The sequence below is a fragment of the Paractinoplanes atraurantiacus genome, assembly GCF_900215205.1.
Taxonomy (GTDB): Bacteria; Actinomycetota; Actinomycetes; order Mycobacteriales; family Micromonosporaceae; genus Actinoplanes; species Actinoplanes atraurantiacus.
This window is the reverse complement of the sequence record NZ_OBDY01000019.1, coordinates 53,047-76,658: the sequence shown is the minus strand read 5'-3', so window position 1 is coordinate 76,658 and position 23,612 is coordinate 53,047. Positions and strand designations below refer to the sequence as shown.

Sequence of the window (23,612 nt, the reverse complement as noted above, 5' to 3'; positions counted from 1 at the left end):
GGGAAGGCTCGGTCGGTGACGACCCGCAGAAACCTCCTGATCGGCGCGGGCGCGGCCGCGCTCACCGGAGTCGCCGGCGGCGGCTTCGGCTACGCGATCGGCACGCCCGCCGCCGCGCCCGCACCGGCCGCCGCGACCACGCCGAAATACTCCTCCCGGCCCGACTTCCAGAACATCGCCGACGTCACGATCACGACGCCGGCGTCCGGGACGGCGCCGGGCTACCTGCTCTTCAGCCCGGCCTCCGGCTCCAGCCTGTGGGGACCGCTGATGGTCGACCAGGCCGGCTCGCCGGTCTGGTTCCGGCAGACGCCGCCGCCGGCCACCGTGTCGATCGACTTCAAGGTGCAGCAATATCGCAAGCAGCCGGTGCTGACCTGGTGGGAGGGCACGATCGGCGGCACCGGCGGCCAAGGGGTCGGCCAGGGTGAATTCGTGATCGCCGACCGGTCGTACCGGGAGATCACCCGCGTCCGCGCGGCCGGCACCGAGCAGGCCGACCAACACGACCTGATCATCACCCCACAGGACACGGCGCTTTTCTGGGTGTACGACCCGAAGGCGTACGACCTGACGTCGATCGGTGGCCCGAAGGACGGGGTGCTGCACGACGGCGTGCTCCAGGAGATCGACATCGCCACCGGGCGGAAGCTGTTCGAGTGGCGGTCCAGCGACCACGTGGGCGTGGACGAGTCGTACGCACCGCTGCCGCAGGGCGACTCGGCCCACCTGCCCTACGACTACTTCCACGCCAACTCGGTGGGCCTGGCCGCCGACGGCGATCTGATCATCTCGGCCCGGCACACCTGGGCCGTCTACAAGATCGACCGGAGGACCGGCGCCGTCCGCTGGCGGCTCGGCGGCAAGAAGTCCGACATCGCTGTCGACGAGCGGACCAGTTTCGCCTGGCAGCACGACTTCCGGCAGCGGCGGGACGGCTCGTGGAGCGTCTTCGACAACGGCGCCGGGGTGACCAAGGTCCGCGACTACTCGCGCGGTGTGGTGTTCACAGTGGATGAGGACGCCAAGACAACCGCCTTCGTCGCGGAATACCTGCATCCCGACAAGATCTCGGCGCCGACGCAGGGCAACTTCCGCGAACTGGCCGACGGCGGCTCGTTCATCGGCTGGGGTCAGATGCCGCACTTCACCGAACATGACGCGGACGGCTCGGTGCGGCTGGCCGGCCACATTCCGCTCGACAACCAGTCGTACCGCGCCTACAAGGCCGAATGGACCGCCGAGCCGCTCGACCGCCCGGCGCTAGGCCTGCGCCCCGACGGCGGCAACGTGATCGTCTCGGCCAGCTGGAACGGCGCCACGAAGGTAGCGAGTTGGCGGGCCCGCTGGGGCACCCAGCCCGACGTGCTCACCGGCGGCACGATCGAGGCGCCCCGGTCCGGCTTCGAGACCACGCTGACGGTGCCGGGCACTCCCGAGTACGTGGTGGCGGAGGCCCTCGACGACAAGGGCACCCTGCTGGGCGTCTCGTCAGCCGTCCCGGTCCGCGTTTGATCCACGGGGTCAGCAAGGCGCGACCTCATTCACCGTCCCGCCGGCAGCGGGACCCCGAAGCGGACCTCGAACGCCCCCGGCATCCCGTCGACGGCCGCCGAGTGCCTCTCGACCTGCTTCCGCAGCGCCGAGGGCCACGCGGTGGCCCCCGCCGGAGCCGTGCCGTCCGACCACCGCACCCCGTCGAGATGGTCGAGCCCGATCGTCACACCGCTCAGATCCGCACCCTGGAAGTCCGACAGCGCCTCCCACAGTTTTTCCAACGTCCCGGACAGCTGCGATGCCGCAACGTGGCACCGTTCCCGGAGCTCCCGAGGTGCTCGCGCCGGAGACGAGTGCAACTCGTCGCAGACGTCTCCCACCTCGTCGGCAACCGCCTGCACCAGTTCGGACGCCCGCCTCAGATGATCCTCCGGTAGCCGGGTCTTCTTCGTGAAGTTGACGCCCCCGCCGCCCGCCCCGGCGACGATGCTCTGTGAGAATCTCGAACTGGACCGCAGCGTGAAGGGTTCCTCGGGCGTCTCCCGCCCTGGACGTTCCTCGTATGCCCGTATCCGAACGTCGACAGCATCCTCGAGGTTCTGCTCCGGAGGGGTTCGAGACCGGAGCGCTTCAAGAAGTGACTTGGTGAAGGCCGTCAACCGTCGTGGTTCACCGGACGCGGCCGCCAGCGACGCCGTCGCGTCCGCGATGCGACTCTGCTGCTGGGTGAGAATGTCCGGGAGCAGGTCCAGCGGGTTGGCGGGCGCGGACCGTCCGATAGGGACGAAATCGAGGACTTCGGTGAGCGTGACCAGCATCTGGCACGCATTGCGCACGGCATATGCAACATCGCCCTTGCGCAACTCCAGTCGCTGTCGTGGAGCCGCGCCGCGAAGCGCGACCACGTGCTCGTCCAATGATGTTTCCGGCTTCGCTGTTGCCAGGATGGCGGTCAGGCCGCGGTCGATCTTCGTCTCGCGAGCGAGGCTGCCCCGCAGGGCCGAGATATCGCTGTGGGTGTCGAAGATCGCGGCCAGGCCGGAGGTGAGCGATTCGCGAAGATTGGTGACCAGCGCGACGTGCTCCACATCGCTGTCAGACGCTGGGGGTGGCCGGTCTCCGAGGATGGCGGCCAGGCCCACCCGGGCGCGTAGCCGGGCGCTGAGGGTGGCCGTCAGGGCCTCGTACTCGATCATGTGCGCCGGCTCTGGATGGCCGCGCGGGCGTCGCGCAGGGTCGTTCGCACCGTGGCCGGGTTCATGTTCAGCAGTGGGGCGATCTCCGTTGGGCGGTAGCCGTCGTAGGTCCAGGCCAGGACCGCTCTCTGCTGAGGGGACAGGGCCGCGATCTCGGTGAGGAACTCGTGATGGGTGAGGATCGCCTCGGCCTCGGCCGGGGGCAGCAGGCCGCTCGCCTCGGGCAGATCGTCGTAGGGGATCTCCTGGGTGGCGCGCTCCCGCATCCGCCACCACTGGCGCTGGGCGACGCGCCGTACCCAGGTCTTCGGCCATTCCACGACGTCCCACTCGCGGTAGACGGCGATCATCGCCTCCTGGGCGACGTCGGCCGCCAGGCACGGGGCCGCGCCCTGCACGATCAAGAACGCCACCAGCCGCGCGAACTCGTCCTCGTAGAACAGGCTGAACTCGGTGTCGCGGGCCGCTACCGATGATTCCGACCAGGCGGTGGAGGGCTCGGCGGACCAGGTGCTCACGTGCGGGCCAGCAATTGGTGGGCGACCGGGACGGTCACCCCGGCGGCTCCCAGCGCCGCCAGCAGCGCTGCCGGCCAGGCGGCCGACTGGGCGAAGGTCAACATCCCGATGACCAGGCCCGCCAATGCCGCGATGGTCAGGATCGTCGCCCAGCGCAACGGCAGCGGGTCGGGTGACGGCGTCGTCATGTCCGCGTACCCCTCTCGTTCGTGTCCACAGGGATAGTGGTGTCGAGAGGGCACGGCGTGCAGACGGGTCACTCGGAAGTGGGCGCCGGGATCGTTACGGGGCGGGGTTCAGCAGGACCTGGGGGCCGGTGCCGTCGGAGGCGAAGCGGTCGCCCGGGTTGATGAGCTTGCAGCGGTGCAGGGAGAGGCAACCGCAGCCGATGCAGCCGGTCAGCTGGTCGCGGAGGCGCTCCATCAAGGCGATCTTCTCGTCCAGGCGGTGGCGCCAGTGCGCGGACAGCTTGGCCCAGTCCGCTTTGGTGGGTGTCCTGTTCTCCGGGAGATCGGCCAAAGCCGTTCTTATCTCCTCCAGCGAGACGCCGACCTGCTGGGCGATGCGGATGAAGGCGACCCGCCTCAGCTCGGCGCGGTCGTAGCGGCGCTGGTTGCCGCCGGTGCGGGTGGAGCGGATCAGGCCCTCGCGCTCGTAGTAGCGCAGGGCCGAGGGCGCCACGCCGCTGCGGGCCGCGAAGTCGCCTATGGTCAGGGTCTCCATGAGGGTCCTTGAGTTGAAGTGAACTTCAACTTGCAGCCTATCCTCATGACAGTCACCGCGATGCACACCGACCGGCTCCGTCCGCTGTTGCGGCGGCTGACCGGCGACGAGAAGCACGCGCCGAGCGCACACTCGACGCTCGACGTGCTCTGGGTCCTCTACGACCGGGTCCTGAGAGTTTCCCCGGAGACTGCCGACGATCCCGGCCGCGACCGGTTCCTGCTCTCCAAGGGGCACGGGCCGGCCGCCTACTACGCCGTGCTGGCGGCCAAGGGCTTCATCCCGGAGTCGGCGCTCGACGACCTCGGTGGATGGGACAGCCCGCTCGGCCACCACCCGGACCGCGTGCGGATCCCGGGCGTCGAGGTCGGCACCGGCTCACTCGGGCACGGGCTCGGTCTGGCCGTCGGCACCGCGCTCGGCCTGCGGGCGCAGGGCTTCCAGGACACCCGGACCTTCGTGCTGGTCGGCGACGCCGAGCTGGACGAGGGCTCCAACCACGAGGCCATCGCGTACGCCGGTGCGACCCGCCTGCCGCTGACCGCCATCGTGATCGACAACCAGTCGGCCACACACGGCTGGCCGGGCGGGATCGCCGCCCGGTTCGTCGGATGGGACGTCGCGATCGTCGACGGGCACGACCACGGCGAGATCGAGTGCGCCCTTCAGAACACGCACGACCGCCCGAATCTGGTCATCGCGACCGTCGAGAAGAAGGGGAGCTGAGAAATGCGGCAAACGTTCATCGACACCACCACGCAACTGCTGGCCGACGACCCGCGCACCGCCCTGGTGCTGGCCGACATCTCGGCCGAGCCCTTCGACCCGGCCCGGCGCCGCCACCCCGACCGCGTGATCAACGTCGGCATCCGGGAGCAGCTCATGACCGGTGTCGCCGGTGGGCTGGCGCTGACCGGGATGCGGCCGTTCGTGCACTCGTATGCCCCGTTTCTCATCGACCGGGCGTACGAGCAAGTGAAGTTGGACCTCGGTCATCAGGACGTGGGCGCGGTGCTGGTCAGCATCGGCGGCTCCTACGACGCGGCGGCCGAGGGCTACACGCACCAGTCGCCGGGCGACGTGGCGCTGCTGGACACGCTCGACGGCTGGACCGTGCACGTGCCGGGTCACCGCGACGAGGTGCCGGCGCTGTTGCGGGACGCCGCGCGGCACGATGATCGGGTCTATGTGCGGCTCGGCATGCAGGAGAATCGCCAGGCGCACACTGCGGCAAATCGCCTCATAACCCTCAGGCTTGGCGGCCCGCTGGTCGTGGCGGTCGGGCCGCTGCTCGATCCAGTGCTGGAGGCGACCCGCGGCATGGACGTCACCGTGGCCTACACGAACACGCCACGCCCGCTCGACGCGGACGGCCTGCGCGCCCTCACCGAGCATGAGGTGATCATGGTCGAGCCCTACCTGGCGGGAACCTCGGCGGCGGCGGTCAGCGCGGCCCTGACGGGCCTGCCGCATCGCGCGCTGCATCTGGGCGTGGGCCGGGCGGAGGTACGGCGGTACGGCAGTTGGCGCGACCACGCGAGAGCGCACGGTTTGGACGCGGCCGGATTGCGCGCCTCGATCAGCGCATTCCTCTAAGCCGCGACGCTCGGGGCCGCGACGCTCGGGGCCGCGACGCTCGGAGCCGCGACGCTCGGGGCCGCGACGCTCGGGGCCGCGACGCTCCGGGCCGCGACCGCGCGCTTCGTCGCCGCGATCCTGCGAGCCCTCAAGCCGCGATGGCGCGTGGCCGGAACACGTTCTGGAGCAGCTTGTCGAAGTGGATTACGGCCTTCGGGCTGCTCAGCCGCATGCGGAAGCGCTCTCGCACCCCGTCGACCGCGGTGGCCGTCACATCCACAGTGGAGCGCTGCGGCTCCGGCTGCCACGAGACGTTGCTGAGATGCCTCAGGTTGGTGTTGAGATGCAACTTCAGCCGGTGCAGCACCTTCGTCTCCTGGGTCACCACCAGGCGGCGATATGTCAGCACCAGCATGAACTCGCCGGCCATCGGCGCGTCCGGCCGCAGACATCGGCTGACCAGCACGGTTTTCTCGTCCGGCTCGATGCACCGGCGGAAGATCGGCATGTGCCGGCTCACGGTCGGGATGGCGACACCGGCCTCGGCGGCGGCGGGGAGGAACGTACGGGAGAACACGTCCATACGGCGTTCAACGGTGCCGGCGCGAGGAAGTCACTGCATAGTTGGGTCATGCAGTGGCGTGTGAAGCCGGTCCTCCCGGTCTCGAAGCTGATGGGCGCGGTCGCCGTCGTGGTGCTGGCGCTGGCTTTCGCCGGGAACGACCCGATTCGGTGGGCGCTCGGCGCGATCGTCGCGGTCGCCCTGGCCGTCTGGGCCCTGCGCGATCTGATCGCGCCGGTCCGCCTGGCGGCGGATCCGTCGGGGGTCACGGTGGTCTCCGGCTTCGCGCGCCGTCGCCGCCTGCTCTGGGATCAAATCGAGAGGGTACGGGTCGATCGCCGCACCCATCGGGGCCTGCGCAGCGAGATGCTCGAGCTGGACGCGGGCGACGCCATCTACCTTTTCAGCACCCACGACCTGGGCACCGAGCCCGAGGAGGTCGCCACCGCCCTGGCCGACCTCAGGGTCAGGACCAGCTAGCCGAGCAGCATCTGGGTTCGTACGACCGCGGCGATCAGCAGCACCACCAGCACGGCCGCGCTGCCGGCGAGCTGGATTCGGCTGCGGTTGCGCATCGGGGCGTAGGCCAGGACGAACGCGACCGCGCCGCCGATGACCAGGCCGCCCAGGTGGCCGGCGATCGACACGTTCGGCACGGCGAAGGTGAAGATCAGGTTGACCACCAGCAGCGGGATGAGCTGGCTGATGTCGCGTTTGAGTCGCCTGTTCACCACGATCATGGCCAGGAACAGGCCGAAGATGGCCGTCGAGGCGCCCGCGGCGGGCTGGTTCTGCGGGGTGAACAGGTAGGCCGCGACGTTGCCGCCGAGACCGGCCAGCAGGTAGATCGCGGCGAAGCGCAACGGGCCGAACTGGACCTCGAGGTAGCGCCCGAGCTGCCAGAGCAGCCACATGTTCAGCGCCAGGTGCAGCAGGCCGTAGTGCAGGAACATCGCGGTGACGAGCCGCCACCACTCGCCGGCGGCGATGCCGTGCGGATCACCACCGAGGGTGTACGGGGCGTAGCCCAGCACCTCGCCCCACCGGGTGAGCGGGGTCTCCGAGCCCATGAGGCCGAACCAGCCGCCGTTCCCGGCCAGGGCCGTGGCCCCGCCCAGGATCGCCGAGAGGGCCATCACGGCCACGTTGATGCCGATCAGCGTGCGGGTCACGTAGCCCGCGGTACCGGCGCGGCTGCCGCCGAAGGCGGTACGCGCCGGCCGCTGGCTTCGCTTGCCCTCCGCGACACACTCCGGGCACTGGTGACCGACGGACGCCTCGTTCATGCAATCGGGGCAGATCGGCCGGTCACATCGGGTGCACCGGATGTAGGTCTCCCGCGACGGATGGCGGTAGCAGACCGGGACCGTCGAGGGAGCCTCACTCATGTATCAACGGTACTTCAGGCCTGCACCCGCTCGATTTCCACCCGCTCCACGACGACGTCCTCGCGGGGACGGTCGCCGGGGCCGGTCGGCGTGCCCGCGATCGAGTCGACGACCTTGGCCGACTGCTCGTCCGCGACCTGGCCGAAGATGGTGTGCCGACGGTTGAGGTGCGGGGTCGGGGCCACCGTGATGAAGAACTGCGAGCCGTTCGTGCCCGGGCCGGCGTTCGCCATGGCGAGCAGGTACGGGCGGTCGAACTGGAGCTCCGGGTGGAACTCGTCGGCGAACTGGAAGCCCGGGCCGCCACGGCCGGTGCCGGTCGGGTCGCCGAGCTGGATCATGAAGCCGGCGATGACCCGGTGCGAGATCGTGCCGTCGTAGTACGGGCCGTTGCCCTTCTGGCCGGTGCGCGGGTCGACGTAGTCCTTCGTGCCCTCCGCGAGCTCCACGAAGTTGCGCACGGTCGCCGGGGCGTGGTCCGGGAAGAGCTGAAGCCGGATCGGGCCATGGTTGGTGTGCAGGGTGGCGTAAAGCGTCTCGGCCACGGGTACTCCTGTCTGTGTCACGGTCGCCCCACAGGTACCTCTCAGGGGGCGATTGGACAGTTCTTTGCAGTTCGGATCCTCCCCCATGTGTCTGAAAGCGGCAGCGCGGGGGTACCGAAGCAGGGCACGATGACGTGGGAGAGAGCCACAGGAGGTGGGCACTGGTGTTGGCAACGATGCGCCGTAAGCGCCGTAACCGGCGGATGAAGAACGAGCTCGGGCAGGGCGTGGACCACTTCAAGCGCGCGGCGACGCTGGCGGCGCAGGAGACCAGCGCGACCGTGGGCCCGACGATCAGCGCCGCCGTCGACCGCGTGCAGCCGGCCGCCGTCAAGGCCAAGGACGCCGCGTCGAGCGGGTGGGGCAGCGCCGTGGCGACCATCACTCCACTGGTCGCGGCCGCGAGCGACAACGTGAAGCAGGCCGGCAAGGTCAGCAAGCGCTCGGCCAAGAAGAGCGCGAAGCAGAACAAGAAGGACGCCAAGAAGCTCCAGAAGCGCGCGAACAAGACCCTGGCTCGCAAGCAGAGCAAGGGCCGTGGTTCCAAGCTTCTCGGGTTCGCGCTGCTCGGCGCGGCCGTGGGCGTCGGCGCGGCGTACGTGAACAAGCGCCGCCGGGCCGCCCAGTGGGACGAGTACGAGCCGGCCGCCCCGCTGACCACCAGCCGGAACGCGGGCGCGGACGACGCCGCCTTCGAGCCGGACGAGCCGCAGGCCTACACGTCGTCGCCGAACGGCACGGTGCCGAACCCGGCGCCGAAGGGCCTGTAGCTACTGCGGAGATGTCTGACGGGCCCGCGCTGGATCCAGCGCCGGGCCCATCGGCATGAGCGAGATCAGCTCGGACGGGATCTGCTGCGGCCGGACCCCGCCGTATCCCAACTTGGTCAGCAGGGCGCGGTTGGCCAGCGGATATTGCCGGCCGGTGTCGGTGACGACGCTGACCGTGCCGGAGCCGGCCGGTGCGGTCGACGAGGCGGCCAGGGCAGTGACCGCGCCTTTGCCGCGTTCGACGAAGACCCGGTCGGCCCGCACGCTGTTGTCCGCGCCGGGGATGCCGGCCACGGCCAGACCCTGCGGTGTGGCCGGGTCGATCCGGATGCCGTCGCCGGCCTTGTCGACCGGCAGGGTGATGCAGGCCTTGGCCGGGGTGCCGTCGGTCAGGGCGGGCACGGCCGGCGGTAACCCGTCCGGGTCGCCGGCGTCACTCACCCGCGTCTGTGACGTCGGGATGCTCAGGAAGTCGTTGCCGACCGCGATCGGCTCTTGACGGCCCGGCACCGTGCGCATCAGGGCGGCCTGCATCTCGGTCAGCACGGCCTTGCCGTCGGCCAGGATCACCGCCACCTGCCGCCCGTCGGTGACCAGCTGGCCGACCCGGAAGTCGCTGCCGGCCGAGTTGCCGCCGACGCCGGCGATCCGTGGTGCGACCAGGTCGGGGCCGGCCGGCACGGCGTTGATCCAGGCCACCGAGACCGGCCAGGGCGACTGGGCGCCGAGGCGCAGCGCGTTCAGCGTGACGTCGACCCGGCCCGCGGGGATGGCGAAGCGCCGGTTGCCGAAGATCAGGTAGGTCCGGTCGCCGGGGTCGCTCACCAGCAGGGCCTGGCCCTTCTGCGCGAGCACGGTGCCGTCGGTGATCCGGACCCCGGCCAGCAGCGTGCTCAGCGGCGCGCCGGACGTGTTGTCGGTGCAGACCGACCAGCGCTCGGTCAGCAGCGCCTTCTTGCCGGGCAGGGAATCGGGCGCGTCCGGGATGCCGAGCGGGTCGCCGAGCGGCACGGTGGCCAGTTTCTCCGACGAGATGCCCTTCATCTCGGGCGCCTCGGCGTTGGCCAGCAGCAGGCCGGAGGCGTAGTTGAGGACCGGGTGCAGCCGACTGTCGGCCTCCGAATAGACGAACCGGGCGCCGGTGCCTTTCTCCTGGAAGACGACGCTCGCGTCCTTCGGGCTGACGTTGCTGTTGCCGGTGAAGATGCCGTAGATCGTGGCGGCCAGCACCGCGAGGGCGGCGATCAGCAGGCTGACCAGCGCGGTCGTGCCGGCCCGGCGCAGCGGCGAGCGCTGCGGATCGGGGTCGTGAGTGACCAGCGCGGCCACCACTCGCTGCAGCGAGTACTGGTACGAGTGGAGCTGGTCCTGACGCGACGGCACCCTGTCACTCTAGGGGCCGCTGTCTATCTGTTACAGCCAGCCGCTGCGCCGCAGCGCGCGGTAGAGCAGCACCGAAATGATCAGGATGACCGTCCACCACGCCGGATATCCGTACTGCCAGTCGAGCTCGGGCATGAACTTGAAGTTCATCCCGTAGATGCCGGCGCCGGCGGTCCACACCGTCGCGATGGCCGCCCACGCGGCGATCTTGCGCATGTCGTTGTTCTGGTCGACCGTGACCTGGGCCAGCCGGGCCTGCAGGATCGAGTTGAGCAGATCGTCGAACGAGGACACCTGCTCGACCGTACGGGTGAGGTGGTCCTGGACGTCGCGGAAGTACTTGCCGATGCGCTTGGGCACCAGCGCCACGATCATGGCCAGCGGGCGCTGCAGCGGCGTCACCGCGCGGCGGAACTCCACCAGCTCCCGCTTCATCTGGTAGATGGCCGGAATCGGGCTGGCCTGGTCGCGGGCGAAGACGCCCTCCTCGATCTGGTCGAGGTCGACCTCCACCTTGTCGGCGACGGCCACGTAGTGGTCGACGACCCGGTCGGTCACCGCGTACGCCACCGCCCACGGGCCCTGCTCGAGCAGGTCGGCCCGGCTCGACTCGAGGTCGGCGCGGACCGAGCCCATCTCGGAGGCGTCGCCGTGGCGGACCGTGATGACGAACTGCTCACCCACGAAGATCATCATCTGGCCGGTCTCGACGACCTGCGAGGTCTCGGTGAGCTGGCTGTGCGGCACGTAGCGGGCAGTGCGCATGACCAGGAAGTGCACCGAGCCGAAGTTTTCCAGTTTGGGGCGCTGCTCGGCCTTGACCGCGTCCTCGACGGCCAGCTCGTGCAGGCCGTACGTCCGGGCGATGGCCGCCATCTCCTCCTCGCCCGGCTCGTGCAGGCCGAGCCAGACGAAGGCGTTCTCCTGCGAGCAGGCGACCTTGAGCGCCTCGTCGGGTGAGTGGTCGCCGGGCTGGCGCTGCCCGGCCACGTAGACCGCGCAGTCGACCACGGCGCTGCCCGCGCCGTGACCGGTGAGGGCGCCGTTGGGGCTGTCGGCGGCGCCGAGCACCCTGTTCATCGCCCGCAAGGGTGCGGCGAGGGCTCGCGAGAGCGGCCTGTTCCGTTCGCGATCGCTCATCTGAACCTCCCCCACACAAACGTCGACCGGGCAAGGGTGAAACGTACCCGCCCGGTCGACGTTGATGTCTGCCGCGTCAGGCACGTACCTCTTCGATGGCGGCGGCGATCCGGCGCACACCCTCGTCGATCTGGTCGACGGTGACAGCCGAGTACGCCAGGCGCAGCGAGTGGTTGCCGCCCTCGAGCAGGAAGTCGCTGCCCTTGACGACCGCGACGCCCTTTTTCATGGCGGCCGGGAACAGCTTGTCCACGTCGACATCGTCCGGCAGGTCGACCCAGAGGAAGTATCCACCGTCGGGCTCGGTGAAGGTGGCGCCCGGGATGTGCTTGCGCAGCGACTCGGCCAGCACCTGGGCCCGCTCGCCGAGCGCCGTGCTCACGGTCTGCACCGAGCGCTCGATGTCGCCCGAGACGCAGAATTGGTGCACGATCGCCTCGGAGACCATACCGGGCGAGATGTACAGGTTGGTGGCCTTCTTGGCGATCGCGTCGATCAGCGCGGCCGGGCCGACCAGATATCCGACCCGGACGCCGGGGCAGACCGTCTTGGTGAAGCTGGAGGCGTGCACGACCGCGTTGTCACTGTCCATGGACAGCATCGACGGCAGCGCGTCGCCGCGGAACCGGATGTCGACGTACGGGTCGTCCTCGAAGATGGTGAAACCGAACTCGACGGCCAGCGCGAGCAGGGCGCGGCGCTTGGAGACCGAGAGCGTGATGCCGGCCGGGTTCTGGTAGTTCGGGATGATGTGCGCGAGCTTGGGGCGCACGCCGGACTCGAGCAGGGTGCGCAGCTCGTCGACGTCGATGCCGTCGGACTGCAGGGTCACCTGGTGCACCTTGGCGCCGAGGTTCTGCAGGCTGAGCAGCGTGCGGTCGTACGTCGGCTTCTCCACCACGACGTCGTCGCCCGGCTGGACCAGGTGGTTGAAGAGGAACGCGTCGGCCTGAAGGGAGCCGTTGGTGACGATGACCTGATCGGCCGAGACGTTGTGCTTCTCGGCGATCCACTTGCGCAGCGGGACGTAACCGACGGACGTGCCGTAAGCGGTCACGCCGGCGGGGTCGGCGTCGAAGGCGCGCGCGGCGGCGGCCTTGAGGCCCTCGACGTCGATGATGTCCAGCGACGGAGCGCCACGGGCGAAGGAGATCAGCTGCTCAGCGGTCATGCTGACAAGCTTACGAGCAGCCTCTATAGAATTTTCGTCTGCCTCGCGCGGTCCGGGCTGTGGGACAAGGGCCGTATTGTGCTGCCTTTAAGAAGATTTAGGAGACACCTTCATGATCGGCCTCATCCTCGCCGCCGGCGCCGGGCGCAGACTCCGTCCGTACACGGACACGCTGCCCAAGGCCCTCGTCCCGGTGGACGGGGACACCACGATCATGGACATCGCGCTGCGCAACCTCGCGGCCGCGGGCCTGCCGGACGTGACGATCGTCGTCGGATACCGCGCGAGCGCCGTCGAGGAGCGCGTCGCCGGCTTCGAGAGCAAGTACGGCGTGAAAATCACCCTCGTGCACAACGACAAAGCCGAGGAATGGAACAACGCCTACTCGCTCTGGCTCGCCCGTGACCACTTCGCGCAGGGCGCGTTGATGGTCAATGGAGACACCGTTCACCCGGTCAGCGTCGAACAGACCCTCCTCGATCACCGTGGCCCGAGCATCCTGCTCGCCATCGACAATCTGAAGAAGCTGGCTGACGAGGAGATGAAGACCGTCTTCAGTCCGGATGGACAGCTCACCAAGATTACGAAGCTGATGGAGCCCGGCGACGCCTTCGGCGAGTACATCGGTGCCAACATCATCGAGGCCTCGGCCGCGGCCGAGCTGGCCGACGCGCTCAAGACGACCTGGGAGCGCGACCCGAACCTCTACTACGAGGACGGCTTCCAGGAGTACGCGAACCGGGGCGGCGAGGTCCGCGCCGCCACCATCGGCGAGGTGTCGTGGGTCGAGGTCGACAACCACGACGACCTGGCCAAGGCCCGGGACATCGCATGCCGCTACTAGCCCGCAGCGTCCAGGCGCCGCTGCACATCATCGTCCGGCGCGGCGCCGTGGCCGACCTCGGGCAGATCCTGGCCGACGGCCGCGTTTCGGCCGGCGGCGACGTGGCCGTGGTGGTCGGTCCCGGCCTGGGCGAGCGGATCGTCGAGCTGATCCGCCCCTCGCTGCGCTCGGCCGACGTCTTCTCCACCAGTGGTGGCACCCTGGACGCGGCGCTCGAGCTGGCGGCCAAATTGCGGGCCGGTCACTACGACGCGGTGGTCGGCATCGGCGGAGGCACGACAGTCGACGTGGCCAAATACGCGGCCAATCGCTGGGGTCTGCCCATGATCTCGGTCGCCACCAGCCTGGCCAACGACGGCATCGCCTCCCCGGTGGCCAGCCTGATCAACGATGGCATCAAGGGCTCGTACGGGGTGCACATCCCGTTCGGTGTCATCGTCGACCTCGACTTCGTCGAAACCGGACCGGACCGGGTCAACCGGGGCGGCATCGGCGACGCGATCAGCAACATCAGCGCTCTGGCCGACTGGGAGCTCGGCCGGGAAGTGCGCGGTGAGCCGTTCGACGGTCTGGCCGCGTCGCTGGCCCGGATGGGCGCCGAAGCCGTGCTCACCATGCCGGGCGACCTCACCGACGACGCCTTCGCGACGGTTCTCGCCGAGGCGCTGATCGCCAGCGGTCTCGCGATGGCGGTCTACGGCGACAGCCGTCCGGCCAGCGGTGGCTGTCACGAGATCATGCACGCCGTCGACTCGCTCTTCCCGGGCACCGGTTCGCACGGTGAGCTGGCCGGGCTGGGCGCCCTGTTCTGCACGTTCCTGCGCGGCGACGAGCGGCGCTTCGCTCAGATGGCCGACTGTCTCGGACGGCATCACCTGCCCCGGGTGCCGTCGGATGTCGGGCTCACCCACGAGCAGTTCGTCGAGGCTGTGGTGTTCGCCCCGCGCACCCGCCCCGACCGCTACACGATCCTCGAGCACCTCGCCATGTCCCCCGACGAGATCAGCCGAAAGCTGGCCACATATGTCGAAGCAGTCGCCGCCCACTGACTCCACCGCCCCCACGGCCGCCGACTACTACGCGGTCAACCGCGGCGGCGGCCTGTTCAGCGAGGGCCTCAGCCAGCACATCGGCGCCCGGATCGCGGTGCAGGCGTACAAGCACAAGATCGCGCCGTCGGTGCTCACCGTGCTCAACCTCGGTCTCGGCTGCCTGGTCTCGTTCGTCGTGGTCGCGGCGGCCGGCCCGGTCGCGGACGGCGACGTCTGGGCCTGGCCGATCGGTCTTCTCGCGCTGGTCGGCTGGCAATTGGCGTACGCGTTCGACTGCGCCGACGGGCAGCTCGCCCGGGTCACCGGCCAGACCAGCGCGGCCGGCGGCCGCCTCGACGTGCTGTGCGACGTGGCCGTGCAGATCTCCCTGGTCGCCGCGATCGCCGCGACCGCGGAGGCGCAGGTGCCGGACACCCCGGCCTGGCTGCTGGCCGCGTTCGCCGGCACCTGGATGGTCAACCTGGTCACCTCGGTCATGCAGTCCGGCGCCCAGGCGGCCAGCATGGTCACCAGCCGCTCCCTGCCGGTCCGCGTGGTCAAGCTGGTCCGCGACTACGGCGCCGTGATCGCCCTGGCCGGCGTCGTGCTGGCCGTGGCGCCACAGTGGACGATCTGGTTCATCGGCCTCTTCACTCTGGTCAACGCCGCCTTCCTGGCCGCCAGCGTCGTCTTCTCCGCCCGCGAGGCCCTCCGCGGCTGAGCTCGCGTGTTGGCCGAGTGTTCACTCGGCCGTCCATGAAGGGGGCAGCGCGCACTCGGCCGGTCACGCATCGTAGGCATCGATGATCCTTCGTCTAAGGAGATCGATGAAGCGGTTCTTGAAGGCCGGCCGTCTGCTGGTCGCCGGTGCGCTCGCCGCCGTCTGTGCCTCGCTCGGGCTGGCCGCGCCGGCACAGGCGGCGATTCCCGGTGTCGGCTGGTACATGCTGGTCAACGACTACTACGACGGTGGCTCGGGGCACGACGACGGGGTGAAGTGGTGCCTGAGCACCAACGCCGACCAGTCGCCCGCCGGGTCGGGGACGCACAAGGTCTACCTGGCCAAGTGCAACGTGTCGACGCCGGCCCAGTGGTGGTACCTGCGCACCGCCAGTGGCTTTGACACCAACCGCAAGCTGGTCAACTACCAGAACTTCGGCGGCGAGGTGTGGGAGCTCAGCAGCAACTCGACCACGCCGTCGGGGTGGGCGGCCAACACCTATCCCGGATATACGGCGCAGCAAAGCTCGGCGGCCGGGCACATCTGGTCGGCCATCGAATACACCGAGCCGTACAAGTTCCGGTTTCAGAACCTGCACTCGGGCTCGATGTTGAGCGCGTCGCACAACAACCCGTACAGCGGTGGCGTGTTCAAGGTCTACACGGCGGGATGGCAGATTCCGGTGCCGCCGGCGCATCTGTGGCGGTTCTGGCAGCCGGCGGGCCGGCCCAGTTGCTCGCCGTGTGGGGCGCTGGCCTGAGAAGGGTTTTCAAGCCCAGCCCGGCGGCTCAGCCCGATCAGAGCGAGCCGCCGGGTTTTCAGCTGATGTCGGGGCCGGTGAGGACGGCGTTCGGGTCGTCGACCAGATGGCGGACATCCCAGACCCAGGCGCCGCCGGTCCAGGTGGGCTGGAAGCCGAGGAGGTTGGTCATGGCGCGCAGCATCTCGGTGTCGCGCAGCTGCGGGGTCAGGACGATGACGGCGGCCTTCCAGTAGCGCAGGTCGGCCAGTGTCATCTCGCGGCGCGTGTCGGTGATCTCGGGGATCGGGTTGCCCTGGCGGATGGAGGCCATCAGGCCGCTCGTCGGGCGCCACGGCGGCGAGAAGATCGCGGTGCGGTCGGCCGGGTTGAGCGGGTTCTGGTTGGGCAGCAGGGCGTACGCGCCGGCGATGCGCATGTCCTGGCCGGTGATGGCGGACCAGCGCAGCGGGTCGGGGTAGCTCGAATCGGGCAGCGGCAGGGCGACGACGGTGTGATTGTCGTCGACGAACTGCTTCCAGGCGCCCGACGTGACGAACTCGGGGGTCGGCGCCATCGGCGTGGTCTGCAGCTGGATCGGCGCGAGCGGGACCAGGGCCATCGCCACAGCGGTGATCATGGCGACGCGGACCGGGCCGCGGGCGGCCGGCTGCGCCTTGATCAGGTCGGCCGCCCGCTGGCAGCCGAGGGCCAGGATGATGCCGACGACGGGCGCGATGGCCATGGCCCAGCGGGTCGGCACGGCCGAGTTGAGCACCGGGACGCTGTGCAGAACGGACCAGATGCCGGGGATGCCGGTGTTGATGCCGTTGAGGAAAATTCGCGGTCCGAGCGACATCGCCGCGAACAGCAGCGCCACCCCGCCGAGGGTCACGATGGTGACCGTTCGGCGCATCCAGACGACCAAACCGAAGAACAGAATGACCAGGCCCCAGCCGAAGAACGCATTTTCCTCGGCCGGGTTCTGCGCGAGCTCGGCGGCGACGGCGGAATTGCCGGCGACGGAACGGCTCGAATAGGCCGTGAACGACGCGAGGTCGGCGCCGAAGTTGCGCACGAACTGCGGAAGGCCGTGGTAGCTCTGCGGGCCGAAGAACTGCACGGCCAGCGGGTACGCCAGCACCGCCAGCGTCACCGTGCCGGCCACGGCCAGCCCGCGGACGAACTGGCGGGTCTCGCCGCGGTGGCGCTTGCGCCGGGCGATGGCCATGACCAGGCAGAACACGCCCAGGCCGACCGCCGTCATGAAGAGGATCTCGAGGTTGATGAAGGCCTGCCAGATCAGCAGGCCGGCCAGGATCAGGCCGTTTCGCAGCGTGCGCCCGGGCTCACGCAGGCGCAGGGTGCGCACGATGATCCAGGGCACCAGGAATTGCGAGACGATGTTCGGGTGGCCGCCGGCGTGCGAAATCATGCTCGGCGCGAACGTGCAGAACAGGGCGCCGACCCAGGCCGCGAGTCGTGAACTGACGAAGTGGCGCGAGAGAGCGAAATACCACGAGATGCCGGTGATCGCCAAAGCCAGCGTGAGAAATACGTTGAACGCCACATGGGGACCGAACAGAAGGGTCACCGGTGTCATCGGCAACGAAACGGCCAGCACCGAGGTGTTGGCCATCATGTTCACCCCATCGGGGTAATTCAAGCGATCGGAGAAGAACGGATATGCGCCATCGGTGAGCACCCGCGCACCATGCGCCATCATCCACTCAAAGAAAGCCTGATCCTGTGGATCATCACGCAACTGGTGATCAAGATTGAGCCAGAGTGGCGCGGTGATGTACAGCGCGATGACGACGAAGGTCGCGCAGGCCAGCAGATCTCGCCAGGCGGTAAAACGAAGGCGGCGGAGTTTTGGCTGTTCAGCGTCACGTGCCGGCGCTTCGGTGATGGCTGATCCGAGCGCCGCCAACTCGGCGTCGAGATCCTCGGTCTTCCCCACTTGACGGGGCGGAAGCACGTTCCCGCCAGCCGACTGGCCTGTCGAGTCAATACCCGTAATCGTCATAGCGTCGGCGAGCCTATCCGAGGTCCGTAACGTTGCAGTGACAAGCGGGGCATGCGTGACCGAGCCGATATGAACGGGGCTATCCGGACGCGAAGCAACCACATGTAGTACCCAGCTCGCCTGTGTCTCAATCAGGCAAAAAATGAGCGGGCGGCCCGGGCTCAACTTTCGGTTGTGAACCGAAGATGGTTAACTCTTCCGGTCCCGCTGTCAGCTTCGATCGGCAAGACGAGGGAACCTTACATATGGCAGACATCACTGGAGACCAGCGGATCCAGTCCGAAGTGCTCGAGGGCCTCGCCACGGCGGTGAACCACCGCCGGTGGTTCGTCGAGCTCGCTCTTCCGTACCTCGGGGACAACCCGATCGAGATCGGCAGCGGCCTCGGCGACTACGCGATCGAGTGGGCGGAGCACCTTCCGCGGTTCACGGCGACCGAAGCCGACCCCGACCGGCTCGTCCAGCTCAAGGAGCGGATGGCCGATCACCCCAACATCGACGTGCGGCAGATGCTGCTGCCCGCGGCCGACGCCAACGGTGAGTACAGCGCCGCGGTGTCGTACAACGTGCTCGAGCACATCGAGGACCACGTCGGCGCGCTGCGCAGCATGTCCGAGCTCGTCCGCCCCGGCGGCCGGGTCATCATCATCGTGCCGGCCTTCATGTTCGCGATGAGCCAGGTCGACATCGCGACCGGTCACATCCGCCGGTACACGAAGAAGACCATGCGCGCCGCCATGACCGAGGCCGGTCTGCAGATCGAGAAGATGCACTACGCGAACGCGCTGGGCCTGATCGGCTACTACGGCGCGACCAGCATCTTCAAGCTGGCCCCCAAGGAGGGGCCGATGGTCAAGGTGTACGACTCGCTCGTGCTCCCGGTGACCAAGGCCGCCGAGCAGGTCGTGAAGCCGCCGTTCGGCCAGTCGGTCTTCGCGGTGGCGCGGACCCCTTCGAAGTGATCGTCAGCCGCCGGCCGGAGCCGGCGGCTGAGATTCGTCTCTAACTCTGGAAGATCGGCCGGATCGTGGCCCGGGCCAGAGTGTGGAACGCCAGGTTGAAGCCGACGTAGGCGGGCGTCGCGTCCGGGCCGACGTCGAGCTTGTCCACGTCGATCGCGTGCACCGCGAAGACGTAGCGGTGAGGGCGGTCGCCGGGCGGCGGGGCGGAACCGCCGTAGTTGCGCTCGCCGTAGTCGTTACGGACGCAGAAGGCACCGCCGGGCAGCGGGTCGACGCCGCGCGGCAGCTCGGTGACCGTCGCCGGCAGGTTGACCAGGACCCAGTGCCAGAAACCGCTGCCGGTCGGCGCGTCCGGGTCGAAGCACGTCACCACGAAGCCGCGGGTCTCGTCGGGGAAGCCCGACCACGCGAGCTGGGGTGACACGTTCTTGCCGCCCGCGCTGGGGTGCGCGAACAGCTCGTCGAGCGGCCGGCCGTCCTGGAGATCAGCGCTGGTCACCGTGAAGGACGGGACCGGGGGCAGCAGATCGTACGGATCCGGGGCTTCGGCGCGGTCGAGACTCATGGTGATTCGTCCTCCGGCCATACGTGGGTTGCTCTCCCTCGCAGACTAGCCCGAAACGCCGGGCTGTCACCCGATCGGGCGGACGCACACGGGGTGCGCGGCGTGTCCCGCGTGCCGGGTGATGCTTCTTTCCGACATCCGATCGGGTGTGTGCGGCAGAGATCCCCGCGCCCGATGGCGATAAGCAAGTCGGCATCTGCTCGCTCGAGCAGATGCCGACTGCTTTATCCGGCCTTATCCGGGCATCCCAGGTGAGACGATCAGGCCATGAGAGCGCCGCTGCCCGCCAACGAACCGGCCCGGCTGGCTGCGCTGCACGACGCACAGGTGCTCGACACGCCTCCCGAGGAGGACTTCGACGACATCGCCCTGCTCGCGTCGGAGATCTGCGGGACACCGATGGGACTGGTCAGCCTGGTCGACCGGGACCGGCAGTGGTTCAAGGCCAAGGTCGGCCTCGACCTGGACGAGACCGACCGGGACCTGTCGTTCTGCTCACACACCATCCACGGGCACGACCTGCTCGAGGTGCCCGACGCCACCGTCGATCCGCGGTTCGCCGACAACCCGGTGGTGCTCCAGGAGGCCGGCGGGGTGCGGTTCTACGCGGGGGCGCCGGTGGTGCTCGACGGCACGTACTCGGTCGGCACGGTCTGCGTCGTCGACCACGTGCCCCGCACGCTCACCTCGTCGCAGCGGCGCGCCCTGCGCAGCCTGGCCAAGCACGCCGCGGTCCAGCTCGAGCTGCGCCGCTACGCCCGGCACGCCGGCGAGATCGCCGACCGGACGCGCCAGCTCGACCGGATGAAGGACTCATTCCTGGCCACGGTCAGCCACGAGCTGCGGACACCTCTGTCCACCATTCGCGGCTATCTGGAGATGCTGCTCGAGGACGATTTCGACCCCGACACGTCCCGCCGCTTCCTGTCGGTCATGTCGCGCAACTCCGACCGGCTGCTGCGGCTCATCGACGAGCTGCTGCTGGTCGCGCGGCTCACCGACGAGCGGATGCAGCTCGACCTGGCCGAGATCGACCTGGCCGACCTGGCGCACCAGGCGGTGGCGGCGTGCCGGCCCCTCGCCGATCACCGCGAGGTCAAGCTGCGCGACCGGACCGAGGGGGCGGTGCCGGCACGGGGCGACGCCAAGCGGATCGCCCAGGCGCTCAACCACCTCATGGTCAACGCCATCAAGTTCACCGACCCCGGTGGCGAGATCACCATCGACTCCACCGCCGACGACGAGCCCGAGCTGATCATCACCGACAACGGGGTGGGCATCGCGGCCGACGAGCTGCCGCACGTCTTCGACCGCTTCTACCGCTGCCAGGCGGCCGAGGTGATGGCGGCCCAGGGCCCGGGCCTCGGCCTGGCCATCGTCAAGTCGATCATCGACGCCCATCACGGCAGCGTGCACCTGGAGAGCGAACCGGGCGTCGGCACCACGGTCCGGCTGACGCTACCCCGGTCCTAGGAACATCTCCCGGCAAAGATCAAGACCTTCCATGTGTACGGGGATGGATCGCGCCGCCTCCCACGAAGCCCGGTCGAGGCGCAGCCGCCGGCCGGTCGTGACCCGGTCGCGGATGGCGTGCCGGGCGATGCCGTCGTCGGCGTAACCCAGCTTGCGCGAGACCGCGTACGACGCGTGGTTGTCGGCGAAGGCCTCGGAGGTCGCGAACTCGGCGCCGAGCCCGGCGAAGGCCAGCTCGAGCACGGCGGCCCGCATCTCGGTGCCGTAGCCCCGGCCGTGATGAGCGCGGCCCAGCCACGACCCGGTGCCGACCTCGCGGAGCACGGCGAAGTCGTCGGCGCCGATGCCCTGCGTGCCGACGACCCGGCCGTCGGCGATCGCCACCAGGCCGAGCTCCCACCTGCCCGGGCTCCAGTCGGCCCGCAGCCGCCAGTTCCACTGAAGGACGCTGCGGGCGACCTCGGCCGGTGGCGCGTCGGTCCAGGCGGCGGCGAAAGGCTGTACCGCCGGGTCGTGCACACCATCGGCGGCGAGCCGGGCCAGCTCGCCGAGATGGTCCTCGCCGGGAAAACGTAATTCCAGCCGGGGAGTGCGCAGAACCAGCCGATACAGCGGCCAAAGGTCGCTCAGCATGGGCTGATTCTGCGAGCCCTCCGTCCCTATTTCAAGCGCTCGACGTGCAGGCCCGAATAGAGCTTGCGGTAGACGACTCCGGTACGGGAGTTGCCCGCGTCGATCATCATGCCCCGGCCCATGTAGATGCCCACATGCCCCGGGCCGACGACCAGGTCGCCGGGCCGGGCCTCGCCGGTCGAGATGCTGCGGGCCCGGGCCGCCTGCGCGCCGGACGAGTGCGGCAGGTGGATGCCGGCCAGGGCGTACGCCCGCTTGGTGAAGCCCGAGCAGTCGAAGCCGAACGGGCCGGTGCCGCCGTGAACGTAGCGCTTGCCCACCTGGGAGCGGGCGAAGGCGATGACGGCCGTCATGCCGCCGCCGAGGGGGACGACGCGCGGGGCCCTCCGGGCTGTCGTGTGGCGGGTGATCACCGCCCGGGTGACCGCCCGCATGCGTACGGCCCGCTTGTGAGCCCGTTCCCGGGCCTTCGCGCGGGCCATTCGCTCGGCCCGCTCGGCCCGCGCGGCGGCCTTGACGGCGGCTTTGCGAGCGGCCAGGACCCGGAGGGCGGCCTTGCGGACGGCCGCTTGGCGCATGGCCACTTCCCGCATGGCCACTTCCCGGGCGGCGACCGGCAGCGCCTTCGCCATGCCGGCCAGAGCCTGCGGAACCATCTGCAGCGGCGCGGGGCCTCCCGCGCTCAGCAGTTGCCGGCCTCCGCGCGGCATTCCCGGCCCTTCCCCTACGCCCAGCAGTCTGGGGCCTTCGCCCAGCATTCCCAGGTCTTCACGCAGCAACTGCGGGCCTTCGCGGAGCGGGTGGGTGCCCTCGCGGAGCACTTCACGGGCCTCGGCGGCGGCTTCGGCGGCCGGGCCGCGCAGGGCCTCCCGTTCGTCGGCCACGGTCAGGGCGACCGCGGTCCGGACTGCCTCGTGGCGGACCTCCTCGTAAGCTTCGGGGCTCATCTCCGGCAGGGGGGTGCCGCCGGCGAGCGTGTGGAGAGCGAGCGGGGCCGCGGCGAGCCGGCGTTCCCCGGCTGTGCGGCGCTCGTGGGTCCTTGAGGCACGTTCGGAGGCGGCTACGCGCGCGGCTTCCGTCTCCGCGAATGCGGCGGCGGTCTGGTCGGAACCAGCGTGCTCGGCGGGCGGTGCGGCCTCGGCAACGTGCTCAGCAGGGTCTAGGGCCGGTGAGATGACGGCCAGCGCTAACGCGCCGGCGGTCAAGGCCCGGCTCGGGGACGGACGATGCAGTGTTGCCTCCGAAATCGGCCCGGGGCACTCGCGCGAATCCCTGTCGACGTGGCATTACCGCATGCCGCGCCGGACACCGTGCGTTAGACGCACGGCAATGGGAACCCGGACATCTCGCTAATTCCGTCGATCATGCCAACACACATCAGGAATGTTTCGCGGCTGATTTCACACAATCACCCTCGCCCAATCGGGGAAAGAAAGGACTTTTGAGGTGTCGATCGACTGAATTAGATTTCCGAAATATGCCCGTGATCTGCTTCAACTGACCGGGACGCGAGCCCCGGTGCTGTCCATGGCGGTGTGCAGCACCAGCTCGGACAACTGCACGCCGGCCGGAACGTCGAAGGGCAGGACGCCCTTCACCGTGGCGCCGGGCGCGATCTCCTCGAGGAGCGTGGGCTGGGGCTCGTTCAAGAAGACCAGCGCCTGATCGGCCACGGGGTGCTCGGCGCCCTGGGAGTCGATCGCCCGCTGGGCGCCCGGATCGAGCAGTTCGGCCTCGGCTCCCGAGTTGTGCACGGCCACGTCGACCAGGCAGAACTGGCCGGCGGCGCGCTGCGGAAGCTCCTGCGGGCCGACCGAGGGCACCCCGCAGCGGCTACCGGTGACGGTGAGCTGGAAATGGCCTTCGAAGGCGCGCGGCGGCTCCGGCGCGGGCGCCGGCTCGTCACGGGTCGCGGCAAATGCCGCCGTTCCGAGCGCGATCACGGCGACCGCGGCCCCCACGAGCCACGGCCATCGGCGTCTTCCGCCCGGCCCAGCTCCAGCCGGCGGATGATCCGCCGCCACCGGCATCGTTCCGGCCGGCTTGCTTGTGGCCGGCTCTGTTCCCGCCGGGGCCAATCGGGCGGGGCGCAGCGGCGTGTCGGTCATGAGACCTCCCGGGTCGAGTGCGGCCCTCATGCTGTG

The 23,612-nt window shown here is 69.4% G+C and carries 26 protein-coding genes; 11 read left to right on the top strand and 15 right to left on the bottom strand.

Annotation, left to right across the window (positions count from 1 at the left end; translation table 11 throughout):
* Positions 1 to 15: 15 nt before the first annotated feature.
* On the top strand, positions 16 to 1,515 hold the full coding sequence (locus CRP55_RS33060; RefSeq protein WP_097325335.1) for an arylsulfotransferase family protein: 1,500 nt from the start codon (positions 16 to 18) through the stop codon (positions 1,513 to 1,515).
* 29 nt (positions 1,516 to 1,544) lie between these two features.
* On the opposite strand, the gene CRP55_RS33055 is transcribed toward CRP55_RS33060, so the two are convergent.
* The 4 genes from CRP55_RS33055 to soxR form a co-directional block, all read right to left on the bottom strand.
* A complete protein-coding gene (locus tag CRP55_RS33055) occupies positions 1,545 to 2,585 on the bottom strand; it encodes a hypothetical protein (protein WP_143235074.1) in 1,041 nt (346 codons plus the stop codon).
* Between the two features lie 104 nt (positions 2,586 to 2,689).
* Complete coding sequence (locus tag CRP55_RS33050; RefSeq protein ID WP_097325331.1) at positions 2,690 to 3,211, bottom strand: RNA polymerase sigma factor; 522 nt, start codon at positions 3,209 to 3,211, stop codon at positions 2,690 to 2,692.
* Positions 3,208 to 3,399, bottom strand: coding sequence for a hypothetical protein (locus tag CRP55_RS33045; protein WP_097325329.1), 192 nt, complete (start codon positions 3,397 to 3,399; stop codon positions 3,208 to 3,210). The genes CRP55_RS33050 and CRP55_RS33045 overlap by 4 nt, the downstream gene beginning before the upstream one ends.
* 94 nt (positions 3,400 to 3,493) lie before the next feature.
* Entirely contained in the window at positions 3,494 to 3,934 is a 441-nt protein-coding gene (soxR, locus tag CRP55_RS33040; protein ID WP_097325327.1) for a redox-sensitive transcriptional activator SoxR, read from the bottom strand.
* 45 nt (positions 3,935 to 3,979) lie between these two features.
* Between soxR and CRP55_RS33035 the strand changes: the two genes are divergently transcribed.
* Together CRP55_RS33035 and CRP55_RS33030 are read left to right on the top strand one after the other, a co-directional pair.
* Entirely contained in the window at positions 3,980 to 4,660 is a 681-nt protein-coding gene (locus CRP55_RS33035; RefSeq protein ID WP_097325326.1) for a thiamine pyrophosphate-binding protein, read from the top strand.
* Between the two features lie 3 nt (positions 4,661 to 4,663).
* Complete coding sequence (locus tag CRP55_RS33030) at positions 4,664 to 5,530, top strand: transketolase family protein (RefSeq protein ID WP_097325324.1); 867 nt, start codon at positions 4,664 to 4,666, stop codon at positions 5,528 to 5,530.
* Positions 5,531 to 5,660: 130 nt separating this feature from the next.
* Here CRP55_RS33030 and CRP55_RS33025 read toward each other — a convergent pair whose 3' ends face one another.
* A complete protein-coding gene (locus CRP55_RS33025) occupies positions 5,661 to 6,095 on the bottom strand; it encodes a hypothetical protein (RefSeq protein WP_097325322.1) in 435 nt (144 codons plus the stop codon).
* Positions 6,096 to 6,143: 48 nt separating this feature from the next.
* Between CRP55_RS33025 and CRP55_RS33020 the strand changes: the two genes are divergently transcribed.
* Positions 6,144 to 6,554 carry a PH domain-containing protein gene (locus CRP55_RS33020; RefSeq protein ID WP_097325321.1) on the top strand — a complete coding sequence of 137 codons (411 nt, stop codon included), beginning with the start codon at positions 6,144 to 6,146 and terminating at the stop codon, positions 6,552 to 6,554.
* On the opposite strand, the gene CRP55_RS33015 is transcribed toward CRP55_RS33020, so the two are convergent.
* On the bottom strand, positions 6,551 to 7,462 hold the full coding sequence (locus CRP55_RS33015; RefSeq protein ID WP_097325319.1) for a rhomboid family intramembrane serine protease: 912 nt from the start codon (positions 7,460 to 7,462) through the stop codon (positions 6,551 to 6,553). The genes CRP55_RS33020 and CRP55_RS33015 overlap by 4 nt on opposite strands.
* A 14-nt stretch (positions 7,463 to 7,476) precedes the next feature.
* On the bottom strand, positions 7,477 to 8,007 hold the full coding sequence (locus CRP55_RS33010) for a peptidylprolyl isomerase (RefSeq protein ID WP_097325317.1): 531 nt from the start codon (positions 8,005 to 8,007) through the stop codon (positions 7,477 to 7,479).
* A 164-nt stretch (positions 8,008 to 8,171) separates the two neighbouring features.
* Here CRP55_RS33010 and CRP55_RS33005 point away from each other — a divergent pair, with 164 nt between their 5' ends.
* Positions 8,172 to 8,777, top strand: a complete 606-nt coding sequence (locus tag CRP55_RS33005) for a hypothetical protein (protein WP_245923535.1) — start codon at positions 8,172 to 8,174, stop codon at positions 8,775 to 8,777.
* On the opposite strand, the gene eccB is transcribed toward CRP55_RS33005, so the two are convergent.
* The 3 genes from eccB to CRP55_RS32990 form a co-directional block, all read right to left on the bottom strand.
* Positions 8,778 to 10,160, bottom strand: a complete 1,383-nt coding sequence (eccB, locus tag CRP55_RS33000) for a type VII secretion protein EccB (RefSeq protein WP_097325314.1) — start codon at positions 10,158 to 10,160, stop codon at positions 8,778 to 8,780.
* Positions 10,161 to 10,190: 30 nt separating this feature from the next.
* The gene (locus CRP55_RS32995; RefSeq protein ID WP_097325312.1) at positions 10,191 to 11,300 is read right to left on the bottom strand and encodes a magnesium and cobalt transport protein CorA; all 1,110 of its coding nucleotides are present in this window, start codon (positions 11,298 to 11,300) and stop codon (positions 10,191 to 10,193) included.
* 76 nt (positions 11,301 to 11,376) lie between these two features.
* Positions 11,377 to 12,471 (bottom strand): aminotransferase-like domain-containing protein, encoded by a 1,095-nt coding sequence (locus tag CRP55_RS32990; RefSeq protein WP_097325310.1) that lies wholly within the window; start codon positions 12,469 to 12,471, stop codon positions 11,377 to 11,379.
* Between the two features lie 112 nt (positions 12,472 to 12,583).
* On the opposite strand from CRP55_RS32990, the gene CRP55_RS32985 reads away from it, so the two are divergent.
* The 4 genes from CRP55_RS32985 (at position 12,584) to CRP55_RS32970 (ending at position 15,827) form a co-directional block, all read left to right on the top strand.
* On the top strand, positions 12,584 to 13,315 hold the full coding sequence (locus tag CRP55_RS32985; protein WP_097325308.1) for a phosphocholine cytidylyltransferase family protein: 732 nt from the start codon (positions 12,584 to 12,586) through the stop codon (positions 13,313 to 13,315).
* Positions 13,303 to 14,364, top strand: a complete 1,062-nt coding sequence (locus CRP55_RS32980) for an iron-containing alcohol dehydrogenase family protein (RefSeq protein WP_097325307.1) — start codon at positions 13,303 to 13,305, stop codon at positions 14,362 to 14,364. The genes CRP55_RS32985 and CRP55_RS32980 overlap by 13 nt, the downstream gene beginning before the upstream one ends.
* Entirely contained in the window at positions 14,339 to 15,067 is a 729-nt protein-coding gene (locus tag CRP55_RS32975; RefSeq protein ID WP_097325305.1) for a CDP-alcohol phosphatidyltransferase family protein, read from the top strand. Before CRP55_RS32980 ends, CRP55_RS32975 begins: the two co-directional genes overlap by 26 nt.
* Positions 15,068 to 15,173: 106 nt before the next feature.
* The gene (locus CRP55_RS32970) at positions 15,174 to 15,827 is read left to right on the top strand and encodes a hypothetical protein (RefSeq protein WP_097325303.1); all 654 of its coding nucleotides are present in this window, start codon (positions 15,174 to 15,176) and stop codon (positions 15,825 to 15,827) included.
* 58 nt (positions 15,828 to 15,885) lie between these two features.
* Here CRP55_RS32970 and CRP55_RS32965 read toward each other — a convergent pair whose 3' ends face one another.
* Positions 15,886 to 17,835 carry a DUF6311 domain-containing protein gene (locus CRP55_RS32965; protein ID WP_097325301.1) on the bottom strand — a complete coding sequence of 650 codons (1,950 nt, stop codon included), beginning with the start codon at positions 17,833 to 17,835 and terminating at the stop codon, positions 15,886 to 15,888.
* A gap of 245 nt (positions 17,836 to 18,080) precedes the next feature.
* On the opposite strand from CRP55_RS32965, the gene CRP55_RS32960 reads away from it, so the two are divergent.
* A complete protein-coding gene (locus CRP55_RS32960) occupies positions 18,081 to 18,797 on the top strand; it encodes a class I SAM-dependent methyltransferase (protein ID WP_097325299.1) in 717 nt (238 codons plus the stop codon).
* A gap of 40 nt (positions 18,798 to 18,837) precedes the next feature.
* Here CRP55_RS32960 and CRP55_RS32955 read toward each other — a convergent pair whose 3' ends face one another.
* Positions 18,838 to 19,362, bottom strand: a complete 525-nt coding sequence (locus CRP55_RS32955; RefSeq protein ID WP_097325297.1) for a YbhB/YbcL family Raf kinase inhibitor-like protein — start codon at positions 19,360 to 19,362, stop codon at positions 18,838 to 18,840.
* 267 nt (positions 19,363 to 19,629) lie between these two features.
* On the opposite strand from CRP55_RS32955, the gene CRP55_RS32950 reads away from it, so the two are divergent.
* On the top strand, positions 19,630 to 20,835 hold the full coding sequence (locus CRP55_RS32950; protein ID WP_097325295.1) for a GAF domain-containing sensor histidine kinase: 1,206 nt from the start codon (positions 19,630 to 19,632) through the stop codon (positions 20,833 to 20,835).
* Here the strand turns inward: CRP55_RS32950 and CRP55_RS32945 are convergent.
* The 3 genes from CRP55_RS32945 to CRP55_RS32930 form a co-directional block, all read right to left on the bottom strand.
* Positions 20,821 to 21,468, bottom strand: coding sequence for a GNAT family N-acetyltransferase (locus CRP55_RS32945; RefSeq protein WP_097325293.1), 648 nt, complete (start codon positions 21,466 to 21,468; stop codon positions 20,821 to 20,823). The genes CRP55_RS32950 and CRP55_RS32945 overlap by 15 nt on opposite strands.
* A gap of 26 nt (positions 21,469 to 21,494) precedes the next feature.
* A complete protein-coding gene (locus tag CRP55_RS55085; protein WP_245923533.1) occupies positions 21,495 to 22,415 on the bottom strand; it encodes a C40 family peptidase in 921 nt (306 codons plus the stop codon).
* Between the two features lie 546 nt (positions 22,416 to 22,961).
* On the bottom strand, positions 22,962 to 23,576 hold the full coding sequence (locus tag CRP55_RS32930) for a DUF4352 domain-containing protein (RefSeq protein ID WP_179855431.1): 615 nt from the start codon (positions 23,574 to 23,576) through the stop codon (positions 22,962 to 22,964).
* Between the last annotated feature and the right edge of the window lie 36 nt (positions 23,577 to 23,612).